The organism is Candidatus Sphingomonas phytovorans (assembly GCA_029202385.1).
GTDB lineage: Bacteria > Pseudomonadota > Alphaproteobacteria > Sphingomonadales > Sphingomonadaceae > Sphingomonas > Sphingomonas phytovorans.
In genome coordinates this window covers 200,255-225,123 of sequence record CP119314.1, presented here as the reverse complement: position 1 = coordinate 225,123, position 24,869 = coordinate 200,255, and the positions used below count along the sequence as shown (strand labels likewise).

Here is a 24,869-nt window from a genome sequence, read left to right as displayed (position 1 = left end):
GCGGTTCGTACTTGCTAGCTGCGCCGGCCGGCCGAAGGGCCGTCGACAATGGCGTGATAGAGCGGCTCAGCGATCATCAGACGCAGATGATTGCGGTTCATGCTGATCGGTTTGCCCTGGAAAACACAGCCCGAAAGTACCGGCGTGATGGCGGCGAGTGCCTGCTCCTCCTCAGCGCTGCCTGTCCTGGAGCGGACGAGCTGGACTGCGCCTTCCGGAGCGGCCCTGACCACACAGGTTCCGAATTCCTGCGTATTGATAGCCACCGCGTCATAACCCCTGCCCGCGGTCTTCCCGGCGATCGCATGGGCATACCAGGCCTGCGCGCCCTGGACGCGGGACGTATTGACGCCCCGTCCGTCCATCCCGGCCGAAACGACGGCCGCCGCCGCCAGCCCGGACCTGCCGTTGAACAGACCCTGCGACGATTTGCTGATCGCAAGCGCAAACTTGTCGCCACTGCACGTAGCATAGATCGTCTTGAGACGTGCTGCCGCCCGGTTCTCTTCGTCCGATCCAGGGAGAGTGCCAAGCAGGTCCGCGACCAGGTTTGCCTTCTGCTCCACGACGCATTCGGCCGTGGCTCGTACTTCGCGCAATGCGGCTGCTTCGTCGGCCCCCGCCGCAGCGCTTGCGGCCAGCGGCACCAGACATGCCGCCGCGATAGCAAGAATCTTCATTCCGCCGCCTCCATCATCGGCGCGAGGTCACCCCCGCGCTCCTTGATCCGCCGTTCCAGCTCAGGCCGGAAATGCTTGATCAACCCCTGGATCGGCCAAGCTGCCGCGTCGCCGAGCGCGCAGATGGTGTGGCCTTCGATCTGCTTGGTCACCTGCTGCAACGTGTCGATCTCGCTGATATCGGCATCGCCGGTGCGCAGCCGCTCCATCACGCGCCACATCCAGCCGGTGCCCTCGCGGCACGGCGTGCACTGGCCGCAGCTCTCATGCTTGTAGAAATAGGAGATGCGCGAAATCGCACGGACGATGTCGGTGGACTTGTCCATGACGATGATCGCCGCAGTGCCGAGGCCGGAACCGACCGCCTTCAGCCCGTCGAAATCCATCGCGCAGTCCATGATCTGCGCCGCCGGAACGAGCGGAACCGAGGAGCCGCCCGGAATCACCGCGAGTAGATTGTCCCACCCGCCACGAATGCCGCCGCAATGTTCCTCGATCAGCTGGCGGAAAGGGATGCTCATCGCCTCCTCGACCACGCAGGGCTTGTTCACATGGCCCGAGATCTGAAACAGCTTGGTGCCGCGGTTGTTCTCGGCGCCGATGCCGGCGAACCATTCCGGGCTGCGTCGCAGGATCGTCGGCACGACCGCGATCGATTCGACATTGTTGACCGTGGTCGGGCAGCCATACAGACCGGCACCAGCCGGGAATGGCGGCTTGAGGCGGGGCTGGCCCTTCTTGCCCTCGAGGCTCTCGAGCATCGCGGTCTCTTCGCCGCAAATGTACGCGCCGGCGCCGCGATGAACGAAGACGTCGAAATCATAACCCGAGCCGCTGGCATTCTTGCCGATCAGGCCATTGTCGTACGCCTCGGCAACGGCTGCGAAGAGCACCTCCGCCTCGCGGATATATTCGCCGCGGATGTAGATATACGCGGCTCGCGCGCGCATCGCGAAACCGGCGATCAGCGCCCCCTCGATCAGCTTGTGCGGATCATGGCGCATGATCTCGCGGTCCTTGCAGGACCCGGGTTCGGATTCGTCGGCGTTGATGACGAGGAAGTTCGGCCGCTCGGGCTTCGGCTCCTTGGGCATGAACGACCATTTGGTGCCGGTCGGGAAACCCGCGCCGCCACGGCCGCGCAGGCCCGATGCCTTGACCGCGTCGATCAGGGCGTCCTGGCCACGCGCCATCAGGCCCTTGGTGTCATCCCAATCGCCACGCTTGATCGCGGCATCGAGATTCCACGGCTGGAACCCATAGACGTTGGTGAAGATACGATCCTTGTCGGCGAGCATCTAGCGGCCCTTCCCCGTCGCGCTCTGTACCGCGAAGTAAATGACGAGGCCGACGCCGATGAGGATCAGCAGGCCGAGCAGCTTGAAGGTGACCTTCAGCACGAAGCCGAGCACGACCAGGCCGCCGATAATGGCGAGGATGGTGACGAGCGTGTTCTTCATGCCCATTCCCCCCGGTAATCGTGGTTCTCGTCGACCATTTCCTTCAGCGACGTCGGACCGCCCGCGGGGCAGCTGTCCCGCCGGCCGGTCTGCGACCCGGCGGTCGGCGTCCTGCCTTCGGCGAGCGCATCGAGGATCGCTGCGGTACGATCGTAATCCAGATCCTCATAATTGTCGTCGTTGATCTGCACCATCGGCGCGTTGGCGCAGGCGCCGAGACACTCGACCTCGGTCAGCGTGAACAGGCCATCAGGCGTGGTCGCGCCCTTGACCAGGCCGCGGTTCTTGCAGGCGGCCAGCACATCGTCCGACCCGCCGAGCATGCACGGCGTCGTGCCGCAAACCTGGACGTGATAGCGGCCGACCGGCGCCATGTTGAACATGGTGTAGAAGGTCGCGACCTCATAGACGCGCATGTACGGCACGCCGATCTCGCGGGAAACGAATTCGATCACCGGAACCGGGAGCCAGCCCTGAGTCTGAGTCTCCGCGCCGACCTGGCGTTGGGCGAGATCGAGCAACGGGAGCGAAGCGGACTGTTCACGGCCCTTGGGATAGCGGCCGAGTATCTCGGTCGCCTTCTTGCGGTTCTCGGGGGTCCACACAAACGCACCCCAGCGTGCGCGTGTCTCGGTCTCGTCAGGGATCTTGGGTGCTTCAGCCATTCTGCTTACCGCTCAATATGTCGATCGCCCTCACCGGTCGCACTCCCCGAACACGATATCCATCGCGCCAAGGATCGCGGTCGTATCGGCGAGCATGTGGCCCTTGGCCATGAAGTCCATCGCCTGGAGATGCGAGAAAGCCGTCGGGCGGATCTTGCAGCGATACGGCTTGTTGCTGCCGTCAGCGACGAGATAGACGCCAAACTCGCCCTTGGGGCTCTCGGTCGCGACATAGACGTCGCCCGCAGGAACGTGGAAACCCTCGGTGTAGAGCTTGAAGTGGTGGATCAGCGCCTCCATCGAGCGCTTCATCTCGCCACGCTTGGGCGGCACGACCTTGCGGTCGAGGCTCGCGATCGGCCCTTCCGGCATCTCGTTCAGGCACTGCTTCATGATCCGCACCGACTGGCGGACCTCCTCCACACGCACCATGAACCGGTCATAGCAATCGCCGCGCGTGCCGACCGGCACGTCGAAGTCCATCTTCGCATAGACGTCATAGGGCTGCGACCGGCGGATATCCCAGGGGATGCCCGAGCCGCGGATCATAGGGCCGGAAAAGCCCCAGCGGATCGCGTCGTCGCGGCTGACCGTGGCGATGTCCACGTTACGCTGCTTGAAGATGCGGTTGTCCGCGACCAGGCTGATCGCATCCTCGAACAGGCGCGGCAGGCGCCCGTCCAGCCAGTCGGCAATGTCGGCCAGCAGCTTGAGCGGGGTATCCTGGTGCACGCCGCCCGGCCGAAAATAAGCCGAGTGCATGCGCGCGCCCGAGACGCGCTCGAAGAAGTTGAGACAATCCTCGCGGATCTCGAACAGCCACAGGTTCGGCGTCATCGCGCCGACGTCCATCACATGGCTGCCGAGGTTGAGCATGTGGTTGGAGATTCGGGTCAGCTCGGCGAAGAACACGCGGAGATATTGGGCGCGGACCGGCACTTCGAGATCGAGGAGCTTCTCGATCGCCAGCACGAAGCTGTGCTCCATGCAGAGCGGCGAGCAATAATCGAGACGATCGAAATAGGGCAGTGCCTGGATATAGGTCTTGTGCTCGATCAGCTTTTCGGTGCCGCGATGGAGCAGGCCGACATGCGGATCAACGCGCTCGACGATCTCGCCGTCGAGTTCCATGACGAGGCGAAGCACCCCGTGCGCGGCCGGATGCTGCGGGCCGAAATTGATCGTGTAGTTCTGGATCGCGATATCGCCGACTTCCGGGTCGGCGGCGTCGAGCCTGCCTTCGATCGCTTCGAGATGATCAGCCATCAGAGCGCTCCTTACCCTGCGCTTCCCCGGCGAAGGCCGGGGCCCAGTTGGGAAGGTTGAAGTAACGAAGCGCAACGCGAGCCAATGGGAGTCCCCCAACTGGGCCCCGGCCTTCGTCGGGGAAGGGATAGGAAGAAGTCATCGTCACGACGCCTTCGGCTTGCGCGGCGCGCGCGGCTTGGGTGTGGTCGGCGCATCGCCCGAGGCGGCGGGCTTGGCACGCGGCTTCTTCACCACATCCGGCTCGGCAGGCTTGGGCGCCGCGTCGGGCGATGCCTTGCCGGCACCGGTCTGCGCCGTACTGTCGGTGGTCTTGGGTGTCGCCGCAGGCGCGGCGGCGGCGGTCTTGGCCGCATCCGCTTTCACGATCTCATCAGCCTTGAGCGGAGTCGGCGCACCCTTGGCCTCAGGGAGCCTCGCCTTCTCGTCGCCGGGCAGGATGTACTCGGCGCCTTCCCACGGGCTCATGAAATCGAAGGTGCGGAAATCCTGGGCCAGCTCGACGGGCTCATAGACCACCCGCTTCGCTTCCTCGGAATAGCGCAGCTCGACAAAGCCGGTCAGCGGGAAGTCCTTGCGCTGCGGATGTCCACGGAACCCATAATCGGTCAGGATGCGGCGCAGATCGGCGTTGCCGGAGAAGAGCACGCCGTACATGTCGTACACTTCGCGCTCCAGCCAGCCGGCGACCGGCCAGATGCCCGTGACCGACGGCACCGGCTTTTCCTCGTCCGTCTGCACATGCACGCGGATGCGGTGATTGCGGGTCAGCGAGAGCAGGCAATAGACCACCTCGAAACGGTCAGGCCGCTCGGGATAGTCGACGCCGGCGACTTCCATCAGCTGCTGATATTCGAGGCCGGGCGTATCGCGCAGGGCGATCATGCTCTCGACCAGCGAGGCGCGGTCAACCGTCAGCGCGATCTCGCCGACCGCATCGAGCGACGACAGGAGGTTCGCGCCGAGCACTTCGCCCGCGCGATCAATCACCCCGTCATTGGCCGTGTAGGCCGGCGCCGGCGCCCTCACCGTTCAATGGTTCCGATACGGCGGATCTTCCGCTGCAACTGCATGATGCCATACAGCAGCGCTTCCGCGGTGGGCGGGCAACCCGGGACATAGATGTCGACCGGGACAATCCGGTCGCAGCCGCGCACGACGCTGTAGCTATAGTGATAATAGCCGCCGCCATTGGCGCAGGACCCCATCGAGATCACATATTTCGGCTCGGACATCTGGTCGTAAACGCGGCGCAATGCCGGGGCCATCTTGTTACAGAGTGTGCCCGCGACGATCATCACGTCCGACTGGCGCGGCGAAGCCCGAGGCGCGGCGCCGAAGCGTTCCAGATCGTAGCGTGGCATGTTCACATGGATCATCTCGACCGCGCAGCAGGCGAGACCGAAGGTCATCCACCACAGCGAGCCGGTGCGGGCCCATTGGAACAGGTCCTCGGTCGAGGTGACCAGGAAACCCTTGTCGGTCAGTTCGCCGTTCAGATCGTTGAAGAACGTCTGGTCCGGCTGGATGATTGCGCCACCGGAGGCGGCGGGGGTAAGTTCTACTCCCACTCGAGCGCTCCCTTCTTCCATGCATAGACGAGGCCGAGCGCGAGTTCGGCGATGAAGCCCATCATCGCGAACCATGCCGTCCAGCCGAGCGAGAAAACGCTGACCGCCCAGGGATAGAGGAACGCTGCTTCGAGATCGAAGATGATGAACAGGATCGCGACCAGATAGAAGCGCACGTCGAACTGGCTGCGCGAATCTTCGAACGCGGGAAAGCCGCATTCATATTCGGTCAGCTTCTCGGGCGTCGGCTTGTGCGCGCCGGTGAAGCGCGCGGCGATGATAGGCAAGAACACGAAGGCGCTGGACAGCACGATCGCGATGCCCAGAAACAGCAGGATCGGCAGATATTGCGACAGGTCGACCAATGAGCTTCTCGCAGGTGCGAATGGATGGCGCGGCTTTAGGACGATGCCCCCTGTTGGGCAAGGCCGCGAGGAGTGAGAATCACTCGCAAAAACAATCCCTCCCGAGCTCGACCCGGGGAAGAATCAGATCAGCGGAGTGCGTTCGCCAGCAGCTTGTGCAGCTTCGATTGCAGCGCGTCGTTCGCGGCCAGGAATTCGCCACGCTCGATCATGCGGTCGCCGCCGCGGAAATCGGTCACGAAGCCGCCGGCCTCGCGCACCAGCAGGATGCCGGCAGCGACGTCCCACGGCTTGAGGCCCGATTCCCAGAAGCCGTCGAACCGGCCTGCCGCGACCCAGGCCAGATCCAGCGCCGCGGCGCCGAACCGGCGGATGCCCGCAACTTCCGGCGCGATCGCCCCGAAAATGCGGCTCCACTCGGCGAAATTGCCATGACCCAGAAACGGAATGCCGGTCGCGATGAGAGCATCGGGCAGCTCGCGACGGGCAGACACCCGAAGCCGCTGTTCCTGCATCCAGGCGCCCCGGCCCTTTTCGGCCCAGAAGCTGTCATCCGTGATCGGGTTGTAGATCAGACCTGTGGTGATCTCACGCTTGCCATTGGCCAGCGGCTCCTCGACCGCGATCGAGACAGCGAAGTGGGGAATGCCGTGGAGGAAATTGGTGGTCCCGTCGATGGGGTCGACGACCCAGCGCGGCTTGTTGGGATCGCCGGCAACCTCGCCGCGCTCCTCCATCAGGAACCCCCAGTCCGGGCGCGCCTTGGACAGTTCCTCGAAGATCGTCTGTTCGGCGCGCTGGTCAGCCATGGAGACGAAGTCGGCGGGCCCCTTGCGGCTTACCTGCAGGTGCTGGACCTCGTTGAAGTCACGACGCAGGCGCGGCGCGGCCTTGCGCGCGGCGCGATCCATGACGGTGATGAGGCCTGAGTGGGAAACCAATTCAAATCTCCTCCCCTCCCGCGAGCGGGAGGGGTTGGGGGTGGGCTCGCGCTATCCGCGAGCGGCTCGTTCGAGGGGCGCGCGTGCCCACCCCTCAATCCCCTCCCGCTCGCGGGAGGGGAGGAAAATATCAGTCCGCGCGGCGGACGTAAGTCTGCTCATACACATCGACCACGATGCGCGTGCCGGCGCCGATATGCGGCGGCACCATCACGCGGACGCCATTCTCAAGGATCGCAGGCTTGTAGCTTGACGAAGCGGTCTGGCCCTTCACCACGGCATCGGCCTCGACGATCAGCGCCTCGATCGTGTCGGGGAGCTGCACCGAGATCGGGCGTTCCTCCCAGAGCTCCATCACTACGTCCATGCCGTCCTGCAGGAAGGCCGCGGCATCGCCGAGGATTCCCGCGTCGAGCGTGATCTGTTCGTAATTGATCTTGTCCATGAAGGTCAGCTGGTCGCCCTCACGGAACAGGAACTGGAAATCGGTCGTCTCCAGCCGCACCTTCTCGAGCGATTCGGCCGAACGGAAACGGACATTGTTCTTCCGGCCGTCGATCAGGTTCTTCATCTCGACCTGCATATAGGCACCGCCCTTACCGGGCTGCGTGTGCTGGATTTTCACCGCGCGCCAGATGCCGCCTTCATATTCGAGGATGTTACCGGGACGAATCTCGACCGCGTTGATCTTCATGGGGATGCCTGTGATGGAAAGAGCGAAGGCGCGGCCTTTAGCGAGAGGACGGCTTTCCGGCAAGGTAGGGGTAGGGATTGACGTCCTGCGCCTGATACCAATGCTGTTCCGGCGTGGCGCGGCCCAGACCGAAATGGAGATGGAAATTGCCGGCTCCGGCATTGCCGGTATCGCCAACATAGCCCAGCGAATCTCCGACCTTCACCACCTGCCCTTCGTGCACGCCTGGTGCGTAACCGGAGAGATGGGCGTAATAATAGACCCAGAGGCGATCAGGCGAACGAACATAGAGCGTCGTCCCACCCGCTGTGCTCTTGAACAGCTTCTCGATCGTGCCGGGGGCAGCCGCGGTCACCGGCGTTCCGCCGGCCGCCAGGATGTCGGTGCCATGATGCTCACGTGCACCGCCATCGCGGGGATCTTCCCAGCTATCGGCGATGGCGCCTCGCGCCACGCCCGCTACCGGTATTGCGAGCAGCCCATGCGGATCGCTGGCGGCCTGAACCCGCACCGACGATACGGAAAACTTGGCCGCGTCCATCGTCACTCGTCGCTCCTGTTTCGCATCGGGCAGCGTTTGCCCAAACAGTACCAGCGCGATGAACACCCCGATGATGCCGCAGATCAGCATCAGGAAACCGCGGCCCAGCTTCCTCACGACATCATTCCTGGAACACGGCCGGCGTGCCCGGCCTCACCATGAGCGACAGGCGCGCCGCGTCCCAGTTGCTCAGGCGGATGCAGCCATGGCTCTCCGCGCGGCCGATCGTGCTGGGCTCGGGCGTACCGTGGATACCGTAATGCGGCTTCGAGAGGTCGAGCCAGATCACCCCTACCGGGCCATTCGGACCCGGCGGCAACGTCGCGGCCTTTGCATTGGCCTTCGCGTCCCAGAACAGGTCCGGATTATAATGGAAGGGCGGATTGTATGACGCTCCCTTGATCTTCCAGGTGCCGATCGGCAGCGGATCGTGCCTGCTGCCCATCGTCGCCTGGAACTGGGCGACCAGCCTGCCCTGTTTGTCGAGCACACGCAGCACCTCGTCAGACTTGTCCACCACCACCTTCGCCCCCTGCGGCTGATCGGCGGAGACGTTCAGGTCGTTCAAGGTCTTGCGCCAGTCAGCCGGCAGCTTCGCGTCATACGCGCGCGATACCGGGAGCGCGTTGGGGAAGGTGACCTTCGATCCGGGCTCTAGCCTGGTCCGGGGGCTGTTCATCGCGAGCAACACCTGCGGCGTGGTATGGAACATTTCAGCCAGCTTCTCCATCGGAGAACGGTAGCCGAGCGCAGGGAGCTTCGCCTGTTCCTGCGGGTCCTTGGGAAGCGGATTGGTATAGGGCCCGGCCAGCATGTCCGGGGTGAGCGAAAGGATGCGGGTCGGTCGCCATGCGCGATAGGGATGAAGTGCCTGCAAGGTCGCGCGATCGATTTCGCCAGTGATCTTCAGTCCGCGCGATTCCTGGAAACCCTTCAGCGCGGCCGTCAGCGACTTGCCGGGACGTCCATCGAGGACACCTGGGGAGAAACCGAGGTGATCGAGAATCACCTGCACGTGAAGGATCGAACGATCGATCATTTGCGCCTCCGTGGTATTTGTTCCCGGATCAGCAGCAACAACGGGGCCAAGAGAGGCAAAAGCGAGACAGACTGCAGCGATCGTTATTTTTCTCATAGTTTCAATCTCCTAGATTGCCCGTCATGCAATCAACGATGGACAGCCGGCTTGTTTCCGGCCCGGAACAAGTCGATGGCCCCATCCTTTCGCGACGCGCGCTGATCGGTCGTGCGGTGGCGGCAGGTGCAGCGCTTGCGCTTCCCCTGCCCGCGATGGCGGCCGGCGCCGAGTGGCGGCTCGCGATCCGCAACGTGCACAATAACGAGAGTGTCGATGCCGTCTTCGCACGTAGCGGCGAGTTCGTAGCCGATGGCCTTGCCGAGCTGAATCATGGTCTTCGCGACTGGCGCACCGGGCAGATATTCCCGATGGACCGCAAGCTTCTCGCCCTGCTGGTGCAGCTTCGCGAGAAGCTGGACATCAGCGGCAGCCGCAAGATCGACCTCATCTCGGGCTATCGCTCACCCCGGACCAACGCGTCGTTGCGCGCCCGCGGCGGCGAACACACCGGCGTCGCGAGCCAGAGTCAGCACATGGTCGGCAAGGCGACGGACATCATGATCCCCGGCGTCTCGCTTGAACGGCTTCGCGGCGCGGCGCTTGCACTGGGTGGTGGCGGTGTCGGCTATTACCCCCGGGATGGCTTCGTTCACGTCGATACCGGCCCCGTGCGCCGCTGGTAGCGGGTACAACATAAGAAAACGCTCTATAGTCGGGCGGACGCGATCACGACTGCGATCACAGGAGTCCGCTTATGCTACGACTCGTCAAAACGCTCGTCCGGAAACTCGCTCCCGACTTTGTCAGGCCTCACCGATATTTTGTCGCGCTGGCTCGCAATCGCACCGGTCAGCGGGTGACGGACGGCCCGTTCAAGGGCATGCGGTATGTCGATCACTCAGTCGGCAGTGCTTATGTACCGAAACTGCTCGGCATCTACGAACGCGAACTCGCCACCGTTATCGAGCAGATCATTGCATCGAAACCCTCGCTCATCGTCGATGTTGGCGCGGCCGAGGGTTATTATGCCATCGGCCTGGCCTCACGCCTGCCGGATGCCCGAGTGATCGCGTTCGAGATGGAGGCCGATGGGCGGGCTGCGATCGCCGAGATGGCGGCTTCCAACAACGTCGCTGACCGTGTGACCATCCTGGCAACCTGCGAAGCCGATGGCCTGAAGGCAGCGCTCGACGGAGCAAGTGGCGCGGTCGTAATCATGGATGTCGAGGGTTATGAAGAAACGCTGCTTGACCCAGTGCAGATCCCGGCGCTCGCCACGGTGCCCTTCCTGCTGGAACTGCACGAATTCGTCGTGCCGGGTATCAGCGAGACCATCGCGCGCCGGTTCGAGAAGACGCATGACCTGCGACTGATCTGGGCTGAAAACCGCAGCCGGGACGATTTCCCCTGGCGTACCATGCTGACGAGCCTGCTGCCGGGCAGTTATATCGACGACGCGGTCAGCGAAATGCGACCGGAACGCATGTCCTGGTATTTTGCCAGCCCCATAATGGCCCCAGGCGAAACCACGGGTCACACGGGATGATTATCCCGCTCGACCGAGAAGCGATATCAAGTCGCCCCGGAGGTGCTCCGGGCAAGCAACCCAGCGAAAGCCTTGATCGCCGCGACCTCGTCCCCACCCCATACCGCATTTGACACGGCGATGAAGTCCGCACCGGCCTTGACCAGCGGCGGAGCATTGACCGGCGTGATCCCGCCGATCGCCACACAGGGGATTTCGAACACCGTTGACCACCAGCTCAGGATCGAAGGATCCGGGTGGTGGCTGACCTGCTTGGTCGTGGTTGGGTAGAAGCTGCCGAACGCGACATAATCGGCCCCGGCCTCCCCGGCCTCCATCGCGAGATGGCGGCTGTCATGGCAGGTGACGCCGATCTGTGCCGTCGGACCGAGCACGGAGCGCGCCTCGCGCGGATCGCCGTCTTCCTGCCCGAGATGCACGCCGTCGGCATCCAGCCTCTTCGCAAGCGAGATGCTGTCGTTGACGATGAACGCCACATCTCGCTCGGCGCAGATCGCGCGGATGGGTTCACCCAGCCGAGCCGCCTCGTGCTGGTCGATGTCCTTCACGCGGAACTGGAATGCCGCGACCGGCCCGGCATCGAGCGCTCGCGCCAGCCGGTCGGGAAAGGCGCCACCGACATCGAGCGGCGACACGAGGTAGAGCTGGCACGGAGGCCGCCGGACGTCTCGCGTGAACTGCGCGGCAAAATCGGGATCGAGCGGGCCCAACGGATCTTCTTCAGTCATCGCCCTGCCGTAGCGCCGCTATGGCGGCATGGAAAGTCGCCGGCTCATCGAGCTTGTGGGCAATCGCGGAGATGCGACGGCGGCCTAGCAGGATTGGCTGTGTCAGATCGAGCACCACATTGGGCCAGGCCAGCAGCGCGAGATTGAGAAGATCGCGCTGCTTGATCGCCGCTGCATCCCATTGCGGGCGAAAACTGGCAATCTGGTCGATCTCGATCGTGACCATTTTCAACCAGCCTGCGCGCATCGTCAGCCTGCCATCCCGGATCAGAACGGGTAGCCGGCGGAAGGAACGGATCAATCCCACCAGTGCAACGACCAGCGACAGATCGATGATCCCGAAGACGAACGCTGCGAGCCAGCCCCAGGCCGCGACGACGACGAGATGGACGACGAGCATCTCCATCACCGCAAGTCCGAGCAGGACCGCCAGCATTGGCGACAAGCTGCGGTGATAGGCGAAGGTCACGCTGGGCCGTTCACCATCGCGAGCAGGAACCCGTCCCATTTCTTCGCGCCGACGGTCTGGACTGCCGTCGCGCTGAGCCTCGGTTCGGCAGCGACCGCCTCGAACAGCGCGCGCGTGCCCCGGATGCGGTCGTCGTCGCTTGCCGCATCGAGCACCCCACCCTCGCGGATGACATTATCGACGATGATCGTCGTCCCCGGTCGCCCGAGGGCGAGTGCCGCGCGCAGATAGGCAACGTTGCTCGGCTTATCGGCATCGATGAAGATGAAATCGAACGGCCCCTCGCTCGCAGCGATCATCGCGTCCAGCGACTCGATCGCGGGTCCAACCCGGATATCCACCTTGCCGGCCAACCCAGCCACCGCGACGTTGCCACGCGCGACATCGGCATGGTGCGATTCAAGTTCGAGCGTCACCAGCCGGCCGTCCTCGGGAAGTGCCCGCGCCAGCCAGATCGTCGAATAGCCACCGAGCGTCCCGACCTCGAGGATGCGTCGCGCGCCGGCACTTCGCGCAAGCAGGTGAAGCATCTTGCCCTGCGCTGCCGAGACATCGATCGGGGGCAGGCCGCCCGCCTCGTTCGCAACCAGTGCGGCGTCGAGCGCCGCATCGGCCCCAATCAGATGGCCGACGATATAGTCGTCCACCGCGGTCCAGGCGGCGTCGCTCATATTTCCGCTCCGCGCACGTCGCCGATCGGCCAAATCTCAGCCCTGTTCTCGAACCTGGCGATCAACGCGGCGTGCCAACCCCGTCCGACCTTCGACTTTCCGATCAATCCGAACATCGCGCCCTCCTGTGCCCATTGGGGAGCGGCGGCACCGATCATCGAGATCGCAACGCCGCCGCCGGAAAATCCACGCCGTCCGATGACCGGCGCTTCGGTCACTCCTCGTTCTTGTAGATACGCACCAGCTTGTCGAGCATCGCCAGCGCCTCGTCGCGCGGGCGCTGGAAGGTGTTGCGGCCGATGATCGAACCGTTGCCGCCGCCGTCGCGAATGTCGCGCGCGTCCTGATAGACCGCATCGGCCCCCTTGGCCGCACCGCCCGAGAACACCACGATACGGCGCCCGGCAAAGCTCGACTGCACGACGTGGCGAACGCGGTCCGACTGCTTCGACCAGTCGGTGCCCTCGTACATCGGCTTGGCTTCCTTCTGCTCGATATGGTCGCTCGGCAGCTTCACCTTGATGATGTGCGCACCGAGCAAAGCCGCCATGTGTGCGGCATAGGCGCCGACATCGAGCGCGAGTTCGCCCGACTTGGGTAGCGCACCGCCACGCGGATAAGACCAGATGACCGTGGCGATGCCGACCGACTTGGCCTCGGCGGACAGCTCGCGGATCTGACCGATCATCGAGAAGAGGTCGTCCGACCCGGGATAGATGGTGAAGCCGATCGCCGAGCAGCCGAGCCGCACCGCGTCCTCGACGCTGGCGGTAACCGCCTGGTTCGCACCGGTCGCCCAGCTGTTCGAACTGTTGACCTTGAGGATCGTCGGGATCTGGCCGGCAAAGGTCTCAGCGCCCGCCTCGATCATGCCAAGCGGCGCGGCATAGGCCGACAGGCCAGCGTCGATCGCGATCTGATAATGGTAGTGGGGATCATAAGCGGGAGGGTTGATGGCGAAGCTGCGCGCCGGGCCATGTTCAAAGCCCTGGTCGACCGGCAGAATGATCAGCTTGCCGGTCCCGCCGAGCTTGCCCTGCATCAGGATGCGAGCGAGGTTCGCCTTCACGCCGGCATTGTCGGACTCGTACTTGTCGAGAATTGCCTTCACGGTCGGCGTCATCGCGATCCCTTTGCTGCTGCTGATGTTGCGCGGCTGTTAGCTCGCGATTGCGCCAGGGGCAACGGGCGTGCGGCCCGATGGAACGGGCTCATTGCTGCCCGCGTGTGACGTCCGGCGAGTTGAATCGCAACGGAATGGCTGCGCGATAATGCTACATTATGCCCGCCCCCTTTCAGGCGAAAACAGATTTCGCCGCGCGACGGCGAAAGGATCAAGGTGAGCAGTCGCTACGCAAAACAAGAATCGAATACGATTTTCGCGCTTCATAGACAGTAAGCCAGACCTGCGTACATAATGACAGAACCCTTCCGCGCACGCCGCATCTATGGATGCGAGCAGTCTCGGTTATTGACGCACGCCCGCTCCTGCATCAGGTTCAGGACAAAGGGGAAAGCTGTCATGGGATCGCTATTGTCGCGCGGGTTGAAGCTTCTCGGGGTCGGAGCATTCGCTTTCTTCCTGACCGCCGCCAAGGTCCCGAGAGTCGGCGAGCCCGCACCCGATTTCGAACTGACGCTGGTCGACGGATCGAAAGTGTCGCTCGACCAGCTTCGCGGTCAGGTGGTGGTGCTCAACTTCTGGGCGACCTGGTGCGTACCCTGCCGCGAAGAGCTTCCGTTGCTGGACCGATATTATGAACTCCAGCAGAAAGCGGGCCTGAGAGTCTTCGCGATCGCGACCGAGGATTCGATACCACTATACAAAATGAAGAAGCTCTTCGAGGTGATGCACATGCCCTCGGCGAAAAAGATCAAGGGACCATATTCCATCCTCGAGGGCGTCCCGACCAACTATATCATCGACCGGTCGGGGCGTATCCGTTACGCCAAAGCGGCGGCGTTCGATCTCGAAGCGCTCAATCGGACGATCATACCGCTGCTCAAGGAACCGACCCCCGCGCCAGCGACCGCCGCGAATTGATTGTTCCCGGATTGCGGCAACGAGGCATAAATCGCTGCCAGAGGGCGGCTCAAGAAACCCCAGGGATATCTCCCGGTTCGCCGAACCAACGCAGCGCAGCCTCGGCAGCTTCCTCATAGTCATCCGCGGCCTCGCCAGCCCAGGCGACAATGCCATCAGGGCGTACCAGCACCGCGCTCAAGCCGAGCCGATCCTCGGCATTTCTTGCCATATAAGTGATCCTATCGCTCCAGCGACTTGCAAGCGCTTGAAGCGGCGCCCGGGAGTCGAAGTCCAGCAACAGGCCCCTCCCCTTCCCAAGGTGATCGCCAAGCCTCGTCCCGTCGACCAGCGCGAAGTCAGGAGCGCTGCGACCGACCAATGGTTGGTTGCTGCCAAGATCGTAGCGGAGAGAAACGGCCCAGATCCGCTCGGCGAAATATGTCGCGCCATCGCGCGTATCGATAAGATCTCGGATGATGGCTTCGAGCGCGCGTGAACTCCGACTCGGCCGCATGAGCGCGACCTGCGCGCGCGACCAGTCGAGAACCTGTGCTCCCACCGGATGCCGTTCACTCACGTAACTGTCGAGCAGAGCGGTCGGCGCATCACCCCGGATGGTCGCGGCAAGCTTCCATCCAAGATTCATTGCATCGCCGAACCCAAGGTTGAGCCCTTGGCCACCCAGGGGGGAATGGATGTGCGCCGCGTCACCGGCGAGCAGCGCCCGCCCGTTGCGATATGCCGTCGCCTGGTAAGCGCGATCAGTCCATGTGGTAGCAAGGCGGAGCGCGGTCACGGTGACGTCGGTATCGGTGACGCGGCGCAACACCGCCTGCACATGGTCGAGCGTGATCTGCCGGGTCCGGTGGAATGCCCCTCCGTCGAACTCGACCATCGCGATCGTCCCGGGCTGCGCGTAGGTATACATGCCGGTCGTCGTGTAGTGTCGGCCTGGGCTGAGCTTGTCCGGATCGGCCATCTCGACGTCAACGGAATAGCCGGTGAACTCCGGATCGGTGCCGATGAAGGCGAAGCCGCCCGCCTTGCGAACCGTGCTACGACCGCCATCGCATCCGACGAGCCAGCCCCCGCGAAAAATTTCACCACCGGCGCGAATGGTCACGCCTTCATCCGACTGGTCGAAGTCTTCGACGCCGAAACCACGCCTGATCTCGACGCCCATCGCGCTTGCGCGTGCAGCGAGGACGGATTCGAGATTCTCCATCTCGACCGCCATGCTTGTGCCGGCCGGCCCTGGCAGGCGATATTGCCACTTGGTCGTGTCGATATTGTCGAGATGAAACTGGATGCCGGCGAAATGGCCACCCGGGCGCCGCGGCTGTTGCATCCAGTGCGCGGCACTCGACACGCGGCCACCCGGCTCCTCTTTCGCGCGCTGCGGCGCCGTGATGTCGTCCAGGATGCCGCGCCGGTAAAAGGCTTCGATGGTCGGCGCCGAAAGGCCGCGCATCCCGAACGGAAGCCGCTTCAGGGCGGAACGGGGATCCTCTGCCTGCTCCAGCACCAGCACCGAGACGTCCGCGAGACGCAACTCACAGGCGAGAAACAATCCAACGGGGCCGGCACCGGCAATGACGACATCATAGATCACGACAGACTCCTCGCGCCCGGTGGCCATTGGATACCGAATCCAAACTGCCTCGACTGGCTCGCGCAACAGGGATAATGGCAGCCCATCCTGGCGTCATTCCGAAGGCAAGACAGAATGTTATTCATTTCTGCCAGGGCAGAGTTGCAAGGCTTGACCGAGCCATGCCGATTTTGAGCGATCCACCCACCGAGTCCGAACGCCTCGATCCGGATGAAGTATGTCGGCCGATCGTAACGGTCGGCATCGCGATCGCGGAAGTCGGCAAGATCGAAATCGACTTTCACCGCCACAGAAAGGGCCAGTTCCTGCTGGTGCAGCGGGGAGCGCTCAGTTGCGAAGTCGAAGGAGGATTGTGGATCGTGCCGCCACGCAGCGCTGTCTGGATCCCCGGGGGCGCGCTCCACGCCGTCAAGGCGACCGGCGGGCTGGAAGGCTATAACGCCTTCGTCGAGCCGGATCTCGACACGCGCTTGCCCGCGGCCTGTTGCGCTGTCTCCGTGACACCGCTGCTGCGCGAGCTCCTGATCCGCTCGGCGAGCCTGCCCGCGCTTTATGCGGAAGGCGGCGCGGAGTCGCGCCTGGTAGCGGTGCTTCTCGATGAGATCGCGTCGGCACGGGTCGAGGATCTCCACCTCCCGATGCCTTCCGACAAGCGCCTCCGCAGGATCGTCGAACTGATGATCGATTCTCCGGCAGATCGGAGAACGATGGCCGTCTGGGCGCGGCGTGCGGGGCTGAGCGAACGTACCTTGGCACGACTCATCGCTCGCGAAACGGGCATGAATTTCAGCCGTTGGCGCCAGCAGCTCGGCGTCATGTTCGCCGTAAAATGGTTGGCCGGGGGCGCTTCGATCCAGAAAGTAGCGAACGATCTCGGCTATGAAAGCATTCCCAGCTTCGCGACGATGTTTCGCAAGACGACCGGTGTCTCGCCAGGGCGCTATATGGCTGAACGGTACTCGCGCCGATGATTACCCTGACGAAGTCCGCGCAATACGAGACGTCGCCTTCAGTCGGGGACTTCCGACGCAGCGAAAGCGCGTAGATTGATCGTGAGCTGGAGGTGCAGCGCGTGGTCCATCTGCGCCTGAGCGCCATCGCGGCCCGGACGATATTGATTGAGATAGCCAACGTCCGTCGCAACTTCACGCCCTAGCGGAAGCGTGACGCCGACGATGTTGCGCATCCGTTCGTATCCGCTGCGCTGCCCCCAGCTCGTGCTGTTGGGCAGGAAGAAGCTTTCGTGGCTGGCGAAGAGCGCGACCCCCTTGGTCCCGAGCCGGTGATTGTAGCGGATGAGCGGACGGATGCGGAAACCCACCTCGCTGCCGCGAGGGTTGAAGCGCTCGTCGACCCGGAAACGGGTGGTGACCGGTCCGAATGTCGCCACCACCTGCTGGCGCAAGCGATCCTCGTCAGCGCCCGTATTGCCGTTATGCGCCCCGACCCAGCGATACCCGAAACCCAGCTCGATATTCTTGGTGGCGCGAAAGCCGAGCAAGCCCCCGAATTCGGTCTGGTACAATCCATTCTGCCGGTCGCTGAAGCGCGCAATCTGCTCAAGCGTAATACGCACGCGATCCGCGAGGGGGACATTGGTGTTGATCTGCAACCATAGCTGCCCGTCCTGTCGCTGCGCGCTCGCCGGTGTCGCAACCAGAGCAAGCGGCAAGGCCAGGAGCAAGTGGCGCAAAGCGGTGCGTTGGGATCGGGCGGGCATTCAGAACCGTAGGCGTGAAGCGTATGGACGGGAAGCCCCGTGCCCTACGCCAAAAGCGCCGCGACGCCGGGCAATTCCTTGCCCTCCATCCATTCCAGAAACGCCCCGCCGGCGGTGGAGACGAAGGTGAAATCGTCCCCTGCCCCGGCCTGGTTGAGCGCGGCGACGGTATCGCCACCGCCCGCGACGGAAACCAGCGAACCGTCGCGCGTCAGCGCCGCCGCCGTGCGCGCCAGCGCCACCGTCGCCGTGTCGAAGGGCGGCGTCTCGAAGGCGCCGAGCGGCCCGTTCCATACCAGGGTGCGACAGTTCTTGAGCACATCGGCCAGCGCCTCGACCGCGGCGGGGCCAACGTCGAGAATCATCTCGTCGGCCGCGACCTCGTGGACGTTGACAGTGCGCACCGGCGGGTTGGCACGGAATTCCTTCGCCACCACGACATCATAAGGCAGATGGATAGTGCAACTGGCCCGCTCCGCCGCCTCGAATATCTCCTCGGCGGTGCCGGTCAGGTCATGCTCGCACAGGGATTTGCCGACATCGACACCGCGCGCGGCGAGGAAGGTGTTGGCCATGCCGCCACCGATGATCAGGTGATCGACCTTCGCGACGAGATGCTTGAGCACGTCGAGCTTGGTCGACACCTTGGCACCGCCGACCACCGCCGCGACGGGATGTTCAGGATTGCCCAACGCCTTGTCGAGCGCATCGAGCTCGGCCTCCATCGCACGCCCGGCAAAAGCGGGAAGGATGTGTGCCAGTCCCTCGGTCGAGGCGTGCGCGCGATGCGCGGCGGAGAAGGCATCGTTGACGTAAAGGTCGCCAAGCCTGGCCATCTCGGCAGCGAGTTCGGGATCGTTCTTTTCCTCACCGGCGTGGAAACGTGCATTCTCCAGCACCGCGATGTCACCCGCTTGAAGCGTGGCGATCGCTTCGGCGGCACCCTCACCCACGCAATCCTCGATGAAGCGCACCGAGCGACCAAGCACCTGGCTATAGGGCCCGGTCACCAGCGCGAGCGACATCTCCGGATCGCGCTTGCCCTTCGGGCGGCCGTAGTGAGCGAGGATCAGGACGATCGCACCGCGATCCGCCAGTTCGGTCACGGTTGGCAGGGTGGCGCGGAAGCGGGTGGCATCAGTGACGGCGCCATCGGCCATGGGCACATTCAGATCCTCACGGACCAGCACGCGCTTGCCGGAGACATCGCCCATGTCGTCGAGCGTCTTGAAGCTTTTCGCGGTCATTCTTCCACCCTGAAAATATCGCCGATGCCGCCCCCGACAGGTCCACCGCGACGAGCGATGCAAGCACGGAGACCAATCACGCTCCTTCCCCGTCTGCATCGGGCGCCGTCGAGAAGCAGTATCCCGACCTCGCCCGACACGAACGAAAAAGATATCGTCATACGTCGTTAGAGGAACGCCGCCATCGCGCCGGCGGTGTCGACCATGCGGTTCGAGAAACCCCATTCATTGTCGTACCAGCTGACGACGCGGACGAGCTTGCCGTCGAGCACCGCGGTTTCGAGGCTGTCGACCGTCGAGCTGGCGGGCGTGTGCATCAGGTCGATCGAGACGAGCGGTTCGTCAGTGTAGTCGAGGATGCCCTTGAGCGGGCCGCTTTCCGACGCCGCCTTGAGGATGGCGTTGACCTCCTCCCGGGTGGTGTCGCGCTTCGGCGTGAAGGTCAGGTCGATCAGCGAGACATCCGGGGTCGGCACGCGGATCGCCGAGCCGTCGAGCCGGCCCTTCAGTTCCGGCAGCACCTCGCCGACGGCGCGCGCTGCGCCGGTGGTGGTCGGGATCATCGACATGGCGGCGGCGCGGGCGCGGCGCAGATCCGGATGTATCTGGTCGAGGATCTTCTGGTCGTTGGTATAGGCGTGGATCGTCGTCATAAGGCCGCGCTCGATGCCGATCGAATCGTTCAGCACCTTGGCGACCGGCGCCAGGCAGTTGGTGGTGCACGACGCGTTCGACACGATATTGTGGCCTGCCTCGAGCTTGTCGTTGTTCACGCCGAACACGACGGTCAGGTCGACGCCCTTGCCGGGGGCCGAGATCAGGACCTTCTTCGCGCCGGCATCGATATGCTTCTGCACGCTCTCGCGATCAGTGAAGAAGCCGGTGCATTCGAGCACGATGTCGACGCCCAGTTCGGCATGCGGCAGGTTGGCAGGATCGCGTTCCGCGGTGACGCGGATACGCTTGCCGTCGATGACCAGTTCATTGCCCTCGGCCGAGACCTCGCCCGGGTATTTGCCATGCACCGAATCGCGCGAGAACAGCCAGGCGTTCGACTTGGCGTCGGCGAGGTCGTTGATCGCGACGAGCTCAAGTCCAGTATCGCCGCGCTCCAGTACCGCGCGTGCAACGAGACGGCCGATCCGTCCAAAACCATTGATCGCAACCTTCACCGTCATCGCAATTTCCTCCGTCGCGAATACCGGGCGCAGCGCTGACATGCGCGAAAAGGGCGACCGGCGAGTCTGATAAGCCGCGCGGTCTTTGCGGTGGGCGGACGCGCCCGTCAACCGCAGGAGACCAAATCGATCTTGCCCGCCCGTAAAGCCATGCTATCCCGGGATGATGGCAGACGAGACGCCTCCGCCCGCGCTCGACCGGATCGATCGCGCGATCGCGAGAATCGAAGCAGCGATAGCTGAGCGGGACCGTGCGGCCGACGCGGCGGTGCGACGCCACGCGGTGCTCCGCGCCCGGATCGAGCAGGCGGTGTCGACGCTGGACGACGTGATCGCTCGTAGCGAAGGCGAGGATGGGGCCGGCTGATGGCCGATGTCACCCTCACCATCGGCGACCGCCGCCACACCGTTGCCTGCCGTGACGGCGAGGAACCGCAATTGCGCAAGCTCGGCGACATGCTCGACCGGCACTGGTCGACGGCATCGCGCGCCTCGGGCGGCCTCAACGGCGAGCGGACCATGTTGTTCGTCGCATTGATGCTCGCCGACGAACTGGACGAGGCGCAGCGGCGCCCACCGGAGGGCGCTGGCGCGGCATTGCTCGACGAGGTTGCCGAGCGACTGGAAAAGCTGGCGGCGACCCTTGAGAAAACGGCCCCGAAAGCCTAAATAGGGCGTGGCGGGCACTGCCCGGTACGAGCCTTACCGATTATCCCTGAGGCGATTATTCTTCCTAGGGGGTTGTCCCTGCGCTGGCCCTGGCCTGTCGTACACGATCCCCACCTGATGCTAACGGCGTCAGAGGATATTCAGGCAAACGGCCATGGCGGTCCCGCCACCGCTTTTCGACGCAGGCAAAGGGTTGTTTACCCCGACTTGCTCCGGATTCGGCCCTGCCGCACAGACCGGCAGGCACACTTGCGGAACAGTGGATGCCGGAACAAGTCCGGCATGACGATGAGAGAAGGGGCAGACCCTTGATTCCCTTCCGATGAATTCCGAGAAATCCGCTCTTCGCGCCAGTATCCGCGCCGACCGTGACCGCTTCTTCGCCGGCGGGCCATCTCCGATAGAGCTGACCCCTGCCCTTCTGGCGCGGCTCGAACATGGCCTGACTGTCGCGTCCTATGTACCGATGGGCAGCGAGGCGGACCCATCGCCGCTCGCCCACGCCGCCGTCGAGCGTGGCTGCGCCATCGTGCTGCCGCACGTCACCCTTCGCTCCGAGCCAATGCGCTTCCTCGCCTGGGACAGCGAAGCCGCGCTGATCCCGGGCCCGTTCGGCCTGTCGCAGCCACACCACGAAGCAGCCGCGATGGCGCCGGACATCATCCTGACTCCGCTGCTCGCCTTCGATTCGACCCTCAACCGACTCGGCCAGGGCGCCGGCTATTACGATCGGGCCTTCACGCAATTCCCGGACGCGTGGCGGGTCGGGGTTGCCTGGTCGGTGCAACAGGTCGAAAGCCTGCCGCACGACCCGTGGGACGTACCGCTCCACGCCATTATCACCGAACGAGACTGGATTACCCCCAAATGACCCCTTCCTGGCGCAAACCCGTCGGCGTGCTCGCGATCCTCGGGATGATCGTCGTCTGGGTGATTCTGGTCGCCAGCCTGTCCGGTATGATCGGCCGGTGGCACGCGCTGCTGCAACTCGCCTTCTATCTCGTGACCGGAATCGTCTGGCTCTGGCTGCTGCCAATGCGCCGCATGCTGCTCTGGATGGAGACCGGACGCTGGCGCTGATTTTGCTGCGCCTTCCCCTCTCGAAACAGGGGAATGGCGCGAGTGACGGGGCTCGAACCCGCGACCTCCGGCGTGACAGGCCGGCGCTCTAACCAACTGAGCTACACCCGCTTGGAAAGCGTGAGGCGGCGCAACTAGGCGAGGTGCCCAACCCTGTCAACAGCCCTTTCACGCAATAATCGAACGACGCCCAAAAGCCGCGTCATCTGAACCCTCGAGACCTCAATTCAACCGCCGCCGGCCACGCCATATTCGCAGGATTCGCGGACATGACGGCGCAGCTCGTTCGGCAACGCGTGCGACAGATTGATATCAACATGGACATTAATGTCATTATATATTGACAGCCGCCCTGCGATCCGAACAGAAAGTGCTGTTCAACCCGCTTTCGAAGGCCCTGCGGGAAGGACGATGCAGGCGCCCGAGATCGCCGAAGAATTCCCCCAACCTCGCCCGAACGGGCAGGCCACCTGCCGCCCGCGCCGCCCTCCCCGGGTCGCGGGCGGCTTTTTATATTGACATTGATGTCCAAATTGATATGAACAACAATGTCAATATAGCGAGGCAGATGTGACAACCACCCCACCCGACATCGCCATTCCCCTGCGCGACCTGCGCTTCCATCGCGACGGCGCGGACCATCCGCGCTGGTGGCATGGTGGGGATCCAGTCCCCACCGCCTTCTTCAACGCGCTGTCCTGCACTTTCCCAGCGGGCGAGAAGTTCTTCATGGACAGCGTCCGGCATTATCGCCGCTCGGTCGATCCGGCGCTCCAGGCACAGATCGGCGGCTTCATTGCTCAGGAAGCGGTGCACAGCCGGGAACATGCCACTTTCAACAAGCTGGCGGCCGACAGCGGCTATAATATCGCAAAGCTTGAATCGCGGACGAAGCGCGTGCTCGATTTCGCCCGCACCCGGGCAAGGGAGCATCAGCTCGCGGCAACCTGCGCGCTTGAGCATTTCACCGCCATTCTCGCTCAGGAGCTGCTGGCGACCGACGGCCGCGATTTCGACGCCGCGCCGGCGGAAGCTGCCCGACTCTGGAGCTGGCACGCGATCGAGGAGGTCGAGCACAAGGCAGTGGCATTCGACACCTTTCTCGCGGTCACTGCCCATTGGTCCGCGCCGCGGCGCTACGCGCTGCGCGTGCGGGCGATGATCCTGGCGACGATCATCCTGATGACGACGATGGGCGCGAACATGCGCGACCTGTTCCGCGAGGATGGCCTGCGCGGGCCACGGGTCTGGCTGCGGACGATGGGCTTCCTGTTCGGACGTCCCGGCATCCTGCGCCGGGTCACGCTGCCCTGGCTGAGCTATTTCCGGCCAGGTTTCCACCCCTGGCAGCATGACGACCGCACGGCCCTGGTTCGCGCGCAGAAGCGGCTCGGCATCGAGGCAGTCGCATGAGCGGACGACACCTGATCTGGGCTCCGCTGGCCGCAGTAGTACTGGCGACCAGCGCGAGCGCAGCGGGAGCTTCCGACGACGCGCTGATCGGCCGCTGGCGGACACAGGAGCGCGGCGGCGTGGTGGAAATCCACCGCTGCGGCCCGGCATTGTGCGGGCGCGTGGTCGACGGCACGCCGCTGCGTGCCAATCCCGACCAGCGCGACATCCGCAACGGCGACGAGGCCCTGCGATCGCGCCGGCTGATGGGCCTGCGCATTCTCGACGGTTTCACAGGCGGGCCGCGCGAATGGAAGGGCGGCCCGCTCTATGATCCCAATAGCGGCGACGGCGCGAAATCGGGCTATCTGACGCTGGCCGACCGGGACACGCTGAAGGTGAAGGGATGCATCGCGGTATTCCTCTGCCGCACCCAGACCTGGACACGGCTGCGCTAGAGATAGGGCATGTACCCGGCGTTTGGATTGCGCACGGTGCTGATGACATGTCGCCAGCACGCGTGGCGTATGGTTACGAGCTCGGTCAGTGACCCGGCAGGATCAGGATGGGCAGGAGTTGCGCCATCGCCTTGCGAGCGGCGGCGTCCTCCAGTCCGAGCATCTCGCGCAAATTCGGGCCGATCACGGCATCGCCGAATGCCGTGATGGCGATCAGCAGGACGATCGAGCGAATCCGTCCGTCAGTCCCCGGATCGTCCGCGAGCTTCTCGGCCACCGCGCCGACCAGGTCGAGCACCGCCTGGCGGATCGGCTCGAGATGATCGAACGCGCGCGTGAGTACCAGCCAGGCTGCAAGTTGCCCCGCCCCACCCTTGCCGAACGCGTCGAACACCTTCTCGATCAGGATGGACGGTGCCGCGGCGTCGGTCTGCAAATGCGTGACCGCGTCGTCCAGCGCGGCGGCGAGATCGCGGATCATCGATCCCATCAGGGCAGTCTGCATCTCAGCCGCTGACCCGAAATGATGGATCAGGTTGGTGTGCGACATGCCGATGCGGTTGCCGACATTGGCCAGAGTGACCGCGCCCGGCCCGCCTTCAAGCAACAGCTCCCGCGCGGCGGCGAGCCCCTCCTCACGCGCCTCGGCGGCGTTGCGCTTCCGCCGTTTCTTGCGGGCAGGCGCCACTAAATCCTTCAATATGATGCCCCCATCATGGCCGCGCATCGATGCGGCTCCCCACTATGGCGCAGCGGGAGTCTAAGGATCAACACATTTACATCAATGTCCAGGTGCCTCGCTCCCGCTTGCC

The 24,869-nt window shown here is 64.0% G+C and carries 32 protein-coding genes and 1 tRNA gene; 10 read left to right on the top strand and 23 right to left on the bottom strand.

The annotated features are described in order from the left end of the window. Positions 1 to 14 precede the first annotated feature (14 nt). The 12 genes from P0Y59_01010 to P0Y59_00955 all read right to left on the bottom strand — a co-directional run bounded on the left by P0Y59_01010 (position 15) and on the right by P0Y59_00955 (position 9,222). On the bottom strand, positions 15 to 680 hold the full coding sequence (locus P0Y59_01010) for a hypothetical protein (protein WEK00308.1): 666 nt from the start codon (positions 678 to 680) through the stop codon (positions 15 to 17). Continuing rightward, positions 677 to 1,978 carry an NADH-quinone oxidoreductase subunit NuoF gene (gene nuoF, locus P0Y59_01005; GenBank protein ID WEK00307.1) on the bottom strand — a complete coding sequence of 434 codons (1,302 nt, stop codon included), beginning with the start codon at positions 1,976 to 1,978 and terminating at the stop codon, positions 677 to 679. Before nuoF ends, P0Y59_01010 begins: the two co-directional genes overlap by 4 nt. Continuing rightward, a complete protein-coding gene (locus P0Y59_01000; GenBank protein ID WEK00306.1) occupies positions 1,979 to 2,140 on the bottom strand; it encodes a hypothetical protein in 162 nt (53 codons plus the stop codon). Next, complete coding sequence (locus P0Y59_00995; protein WEK00305.1) at positions 2,137 to 2,805, bottom strand: NAD(P)H-dependent oxidoreductase subunit E; 669 nt, start codon at positions 2,803 to 2,805, stop codon at positions 2,137 to 2,139. Before P0Y59_00995 ends, P0Y59_01000 begins: the two co-directional genes overlap by 4 nt. 30 nt (positions 2,806 to 2,835) lie before the next feature. After that, positions 2,836 to 4,071 carry an NADH-quinone oxidoreductase subunit D gene (locus P0Y59_00990; GenBank protein ID WEK00304.1) on the bottom strand — a complete coding sequence of 412 codons (1,236 nt, stop codon included), beginning with the start codon at positions 4,069 to 4,071 and terminating at the stop codon, positions 2,836 to 2,838. 144 nt (positions 4,072 to 4,215) lie between these two features. Continuing rightward, positions 4,216 to 5,100 carry an NADH-quinone oxidoreductase subunit C gene (locus P0Y59_00985; GenBank protein WEK00303.1) on the bottom strand — a complete coding sequence of 295 codons (885 nt, stop codon included), beginning with the start codon at positions 5,098 to 5,100 and terminating at the stop codon, positions 4,216 to 4,218. Then, positions 5,097 to 5,642: an NADH-quinone oxidoreductase subunit B gene (locus P0Y59_00980; GenBank protein WEK00302.1), complete on the bottom strand. Its 546-nt coding sequence runs from the start codon at positions 5,640 to 5,642 to the stop codon at positions 5,097 to 5,099. Before P0Y59_00980 ends, P0Y59_00985 begins: the two co-directional genes overlap by 4 nt. Then, complete coding sequence (gene ndhC / locus P0Y59_00975) at positions 5,633 to 6,007, bottom strand: NADH-quinone oxidoreductase subunit A (protein WEK00301.1); 375 nt, start codon at positions 6,005 to 6,007, stop codon at positions 5,633 to 5,635. Before ndhC ends, P0Y59_00980 begins: the two co-directional genes overlap by 10 nt. Positions 6,008 to 6,135: 128 nt before the next feature. After that, the gene (locus P0Y59_00970; GenBank protein WEK00300.1) at positions 6,136 to 6,948 is read right to left on the bottom strand and encodes an inositol monophosphatase family protein; all 813 of its coding nucleotides are present in this window, start codon (positions 6,946 to 6,948) and stop codon (positions 6,136 to 6,138) included. A 130-nt stretch (positions 6,949 to 7,078) separates the two neighbouring features. Then, complete coding sequence (efp, locus tag P0Y59_00965; protein ID WEK00299.1) at positions 7,079 to 7,642, bottom strand: elongation factor P; 564 nt, start codon at positions 7,640 to 7,642, stop codon at positions 7,079 to 7,081. Between the two features lie 37 nt (positions 7,643 to 7,679). Beyond that, complete coding sequence (locus tag P0Y59_00960; protein WEK00298.1) at positions 7,680 to 8,300, bottom strand: M23 family metallopeptidase; 621 nt, start codon at positions 8,298 to 8,300, stop codon at positions 7,680 to 7,682. A 4-nt stretch (positions 8,301 to 8,304) separates the two neighbouring features. Then, positions 8,305 to 9,222 (bottom strand): L,D-transpeptidase, encoded by a 918-nt coding sequence (locus tag P0Y59_00955; protein ID WEK00297.1) that lies wholly within the window; start codon positions 9,220 to 9,222, stop codon positions 8,305 to 8,307. A 122-nt stretch (positions 9,223 to 9,344) separates the two neighbouring features. Here P0Y59_00955 and P0Y59_00950 point away from each other — a divergent pair, with 122 nt between their 5' ends. Beyond that, positions 9,345 to 9,944, top strand: coding sequence for a DUF882 domain-containing protein (locus P0Y59_00950; protein ID WEK00296.1), 600 nt, complete (start codon positions 9,345 to 9,347; stop codon positions 9,942 to 9,944). A 173-nt stretch (positions 9,945 to 10,117) separates the two neighbouring features. After that, positions 10,118 to 10,807 carry a hypothetical protein gene (locus tag P0Y59_00945; protein WEK00295.1) on the top strand — a complete coding sequence of 230 codons (690 nt, stop codon included), beginning with the start codon at positions 10,118 to 10,120 and terminating at the stop codon, positions 10,805 to 10,807. 26 nt (positions 10,808 to 10,833) lie between these two features. Here the strand turns inward: P0Y59_00945 and thiE are convergent, their stop codons facing one another. Genes thiE through P0Y59_00920 form a run of 5 tightly spaced genes read right to left on the bottom strand, consistent with a single transcriptional unit; the run spans position 10,834 to position 13,798 of the window. After that, positions 10,834 to 11,535: a thiamine phosphate synthase gene (thiE, locus tag P0Y59_00940; GenBank protein WEK00294.1), complete on the bottom strand. Its 702-nt coding sequence runs from the start codon at positions 11,533 to 11,535 to the stop codon at positions 10,834 to 10,836. Then, the gene (locus P0Y59_00935) at positions 11,528 to 12,004 is read right to left on the bottom strand and encodes a hypothetical protein (protein WEK00293.1); all 477 of its coding nucleotides are present in this window, start codon (positions 12,002 to 12,004) and stop codon (positions 11,528 to 11,530) included. Before P0Y59_00935 ends, thiE begins: the two co-directional genes overlap by 8 nt. Further along, on the bottom strand, positions 12,001 to 12,675 hold the full coding sequence (locus P0Y59_00930) for an O-methyltransferase (protein WEK00292.1): 675 nt from the start codon (positions 12,673 to 12,675) through the stop codon (positions 12,001 to 12,003). The genes P0Y59_00935 and P0Y59_00930 overlap by 4 nt, the downstream gene beginning before the upstream one ends. Beyond that, positions 12,672 to 12,893 (bottom strand): hypothetical protein, encoded by a 222-nt coding sequence (locus tag P0Y59_00925; GenBank protein WEK00291.1) that lies wholly within the window; start codon positions 12,891 to 12,893, stop codon positions 12,672 to 12,674. Before P0Y59_00925 ends, P0Y59_00930 begins: the two co-directional genes overlap by 4 nt. Then, positions 12,890 to 13,798, bottom strand: coding sequence for a class I fructose-bisphosphate aldolase (locus P0Y59_00920; protein ID WEK00290.1), 909 nt, complete (start codon positions 13,796 to 13,798; stop codon positions 12,890 to 12,892). Before P0Y59_00920 ends, P0Y59_00925 begins: the two co-directional genes overlap by 4 nt. A gap of 399 nt (positions 13,799 to 14,197) precedes the next feature. On the opposite strand from P0Y59_00920, the gene P0Y59_00915 reads away from it, so the two are divergent. Then, positions 14,198 to 14,719 (top strand): redoxin domain-containing protein, encoded by a 522-nt coding sequence (locus P0Y59_00915; GenBank protein WEK00289.1) that lies wholly within the window; start codon positions 14,198 to 14,200, stop codon positions 14,717 to 14,719. 49 nt (positions 14,720 to 14,768) lie between these two features. On the opposite strand, the gene P0Y59_00910 is transcribed toward P0Y59_00915, so the two are convergent. Next, positions 14,769 to 16,313 (bottom strand): FAD-dependent monooxygenase, encoded by a 1,545-nt coding sequence (locus tag P0Y59_00910; protein ID WEK00288.1) that lies wholly within the window; start codon positions 16,311 to 16,313, stop codon positions 14,769 to 14,771. Between the two features lie 26 nt (positions 16,314 to 16,339). Between P0Y59_00910 and P0Y59_00905 the strand changes: the two genes are divergently transcribed. Further along, positions 16,340 to 17,284: a helix-turn-helix transcriptional regulator gene (locus tag P0Y59_00905; protein ID WEK00287.1), complete on the top strand. Its 945-nt coding sequence runs from the start codon at positions 16,340 to 16,342 to the stop codon at positions 17,282 to 17,284. A gap of 38 nt (positions 17,285 to 17,322) precedes the next feature. On the opposite strand, the gene P0Y59_00900 is transcribed toward P0Y59_00905, so the two are convergent. From P0Y59_00900 to gap, 3 genes are all read right to left on the bottom strand, one after another. Next, complete coding sequence (locus tag P0Y59_00900) at positions 17,323 to 18,006, bottom strand: DUF2490 domain-containing protein (protein WEK00286.1); 684 nt, start codon at positions 18,004 to 18,006, stop codon at positions 17,323 to 17,325. A 71-nt stretch (positions 18,007 to 18,077) separates the two neighbouring features. Then, a complete protein-coding gene (locus P0Y59_00895; protein WEK00285.1) occupies positions 18,078 to 19,280 on the bottom strand; it encodes a phosphoglycerate kinase in 1,203 nt (400 codons plus the stop codon). Between the two features lie 167 nt (positions 19,281 to 19,447). Beyond that, entirely contained in the window at positions 19,448 to 20,458 is a 1,011-nt protein-coding gene (gene gap / locus P0Y59_00890) for a type I glyceraldehyde-3-phosphate dehydrogenase (protein ID WEK00284.1), read from the bottom strand. A gap of 166 nt (positions 20,459 to 20,624) precedes the next feature. On the opposite strand from gap, the gene P0Y59_00885 reads away from it, so the two are divergent. From P0Y59_00885 to P0Y59_00870, 4 genes are all read left to right on the top strand, one after another. After that, a complete protein-coding gene (locus P0Y59_00885) occupies positions 20,625 to 20,825 on the top strand; it encodes a hypothetical protein (protein ID WEK00283.1) in 201 nt (66 codons plus the stop codon). Beyond that, positions 20,825 to 21,127: a cell division protein ZapA gene (locus P0Y59_00880; protein WEK00282.1), complete on the top strand. Its 303-nt coding sequence runs from the start codon at positions 20,825 to 20,827 to the stop codon at positions 21,125 to 21,127. Before P0Y59_00885 ends, P0Y59_00880 begins: the two co-directional genes overlap by 1 nt. Positions 21,128 to 21,449: 322 nt before the next feature. Continuing rightward, on the top strand, positions 21,450 to 21,998 hold the full coding sequence (locus P0Y59_00875) for a 5-formyltetrahydrofolate cyclo-ligase (protein ID WEK00281.1): 549 nt from the start codon (positions 21,450 to 21,452) through the stop codon (positions 21,996 to 21,998). Then, positions 21,995 to 22,207: a DUF2842 domain-containing protein gene (locus tag P0Y59_00870; GenBank protein WEK00280.1), complete on the top strand. Its 213-nt coding sequence runs from the start codon at positions 21,995 to 21,997 to the stop codon at positions 22,205 to 22,207. The genes P0Y59_00875 and P0Y59_00870 overlap by 4 nt, the downstream gene beginning before the upstream one ends. Before the next feature lie 34 nt (positions 22,208 to 22,241). Here P0Y59_00870 and P0Y59_00865 read toward each other — a convergent pair. Then, positions 22,242 to 22,318, bottom strand: a tRNA-Asp gene (locus tag P0Y59_00865). Between the two features lie 459 nt (positions 22,319 to 22,777). On the opposite strand from P0Y59_00865, the gene P0Y59_00860 reads away from it, so the two are divergent. Both P0Y59_00860 and P0Y59_00855 read left to right on the top strand, forming a co-directional pair. Further along, positions 22,778 to 23,620, top strand: a complete 843-nt coding sequence (locus tag P0Y59_00860) for a metal-dependent hydrolase (GenBank protein ID WEK00279.1) — start codon at positions 22,778 to 22,780, stop codon at positions 23,618 to 23,620. Beyond that, positions 23,617 to 24,057, top strand: a complete 441-nt coding sequence (locus P0Y59_00855; GenBank protein WEK00278.1) for a DUF2147 domain-containing protein — start codon at positions 23,617 to 23,619, stop codon at positions 24,055 to 24,057. Before P0Y59_00860 ends, P0Y59_00855 begins: the two co-directional genes overlap by 4 nt. Before the next feature lie 85 nt (positions 24,058 to 24,142). Here P0Y59_00855 and P0Y59_00850 read toward each other — a convergent pair whose 3' ends face one another. Continuing rightward, on the bottom strand, positions 24,143 to 24,784 hold the full coding sequence (locus P0Y59_00850; GenBank protein WEK00277.1) for a TetR/AcrR family transcriptional regulator: 642 nt from the start codon (positions 24,782 to 24,784) through the stop codon (positions 24,143 to 24,145). Between the last annotated feature and the right edge of the window lie 85 nt (positions 24,785 to 24,869).

Coding starts and splice junctions, on each gene's coding strand:
- P0Y59_01010 (WEK00308.1), bottom strand. CDS start 680: ATGAAGATTCTTGCTATCGCGGCGGCATGTCTGGTGCCGCTGGCCGCA.
- nuoF (WEK00307.1), bottom strand. CDS start 1,978: ATGCTCGCCGACAAGGATCGTATCTTCACCAACGTCTATGGGTTCCAG.
- P0Y59_01000 (WEK00306.1), bottom strand. CDS start 2,140: ATGAAGAACACGCTCGTCACCATCCTCGCCATTATCGGCGGCCTGGTC.
- P0Y59_00995 (WEK00305.1), bottom strand. CDS start 2,805: ATGGCTGAAGCACCCAAGATCCCTGACGAGACCGAGACACGCGCACGC.
- P0Y59_00990 (WEK00304.1), bottom strand. CDS start 4,071: ATGGCTGATCATCTCGAAGCGATCGAAGGCAGGCTCGACGCCGCCGAC.
- efp (WEK00299.1), bottom strand. CDS start 7,642: ATGAAGATCAACGCGGTCGAGATTCGTCCCGGTAACATCCTCGAATAT.
- P0Y59_00955 (WEK00297.1), bottom strand. CDS start 9,222: ATGATCGATCGTTCGATCCTTCACGTGCAGGTGATTCTCGATCACCTC.
- P0Y59_00950 (WEK00296.1), top strand. CDS start 9,345: ATGCAATCAACGATGGACAGCCGGCTTGTTTCCGGCCCGGAACAAGTC.
- thiE (WEK00294.1), bottom strand. CDS start 11,535: ATGACTGAAGAAGATCCGTTGGGCCCGCTCGATCCCGATTTTGCCGCG.
- P0Y59_00930 (WEK00292.1), bottom strand. CDS start 12,675: ATGAGCGACGCCGCCTGGACCGCGGTGGACGACTATATCGTCGGCCAT.
- P0Y59_00920 (WEK00290.1), bottom strand. CDS start 13,798: ATGACGCCGACCGTGAAGGCAATTCTCGACAAGTACGAGTCCGACAAT.
- P0Y59_00915 (WEK00289.1), top strand. CDS start 14,198: ATGGGATCGCTATTGTCGCGCGGGTTGAAGCTTCTCGGGGTCGGAGCA.
- P0Y59_00895 (WEK00285.1), bottom strand. CDS start 19,280: ATGACCGCGAAAAGCTTCAAGACGCTCGACGACATGGGCGATGTCTCC.
- gap (WEK00284.1), bottom strand. CDS start 20,458: ATGACGGTGAAGGTTGCGATCAATGGTTTTGGACGGATCGGCCGTCTC.
- P0Y59_00885 (WEK00283.1), top strand. CDS start 20,625: ATGGCAGACGAGACGCCTCCGCCCGCGCTCGACCGGATCGATCGCGCG.
- P0Y59_00880 (WEK00282.1), top strand. CDS start 20,825: ATGGCCGATGTCACCCTCACCATCGGCGACCGCCGCCACACCGTTGCC.
- P0Y59_00875 (WEK00281.1), top strand. CDS start 21,450: ATGAATTCCGAGAAATCCGCTCTTCGCGCCAGTATCCGCGCCGACCGT.
- P0Y59_00870 (WEK00280.1), top strand. CDS start 21,995: ATGACCCCTTCCTGGCGCAAACCCGTCGGCGTGCTCGCGATCCTCGGG.
- P0Y59_00855 (WEK00278.1), top strand. CDS start 23,617: ATGAGCGGACGACACCTGATCTGGGCTCCGCTGGCCGCAGTAGTACTG.
- P0Y59_00850 (WEK00277.1), bottom strand. CDS start 24,784: ATGCGCGGCCATGATGGGGGCATCATATTGAAGGATTTAGTGGCGCCT.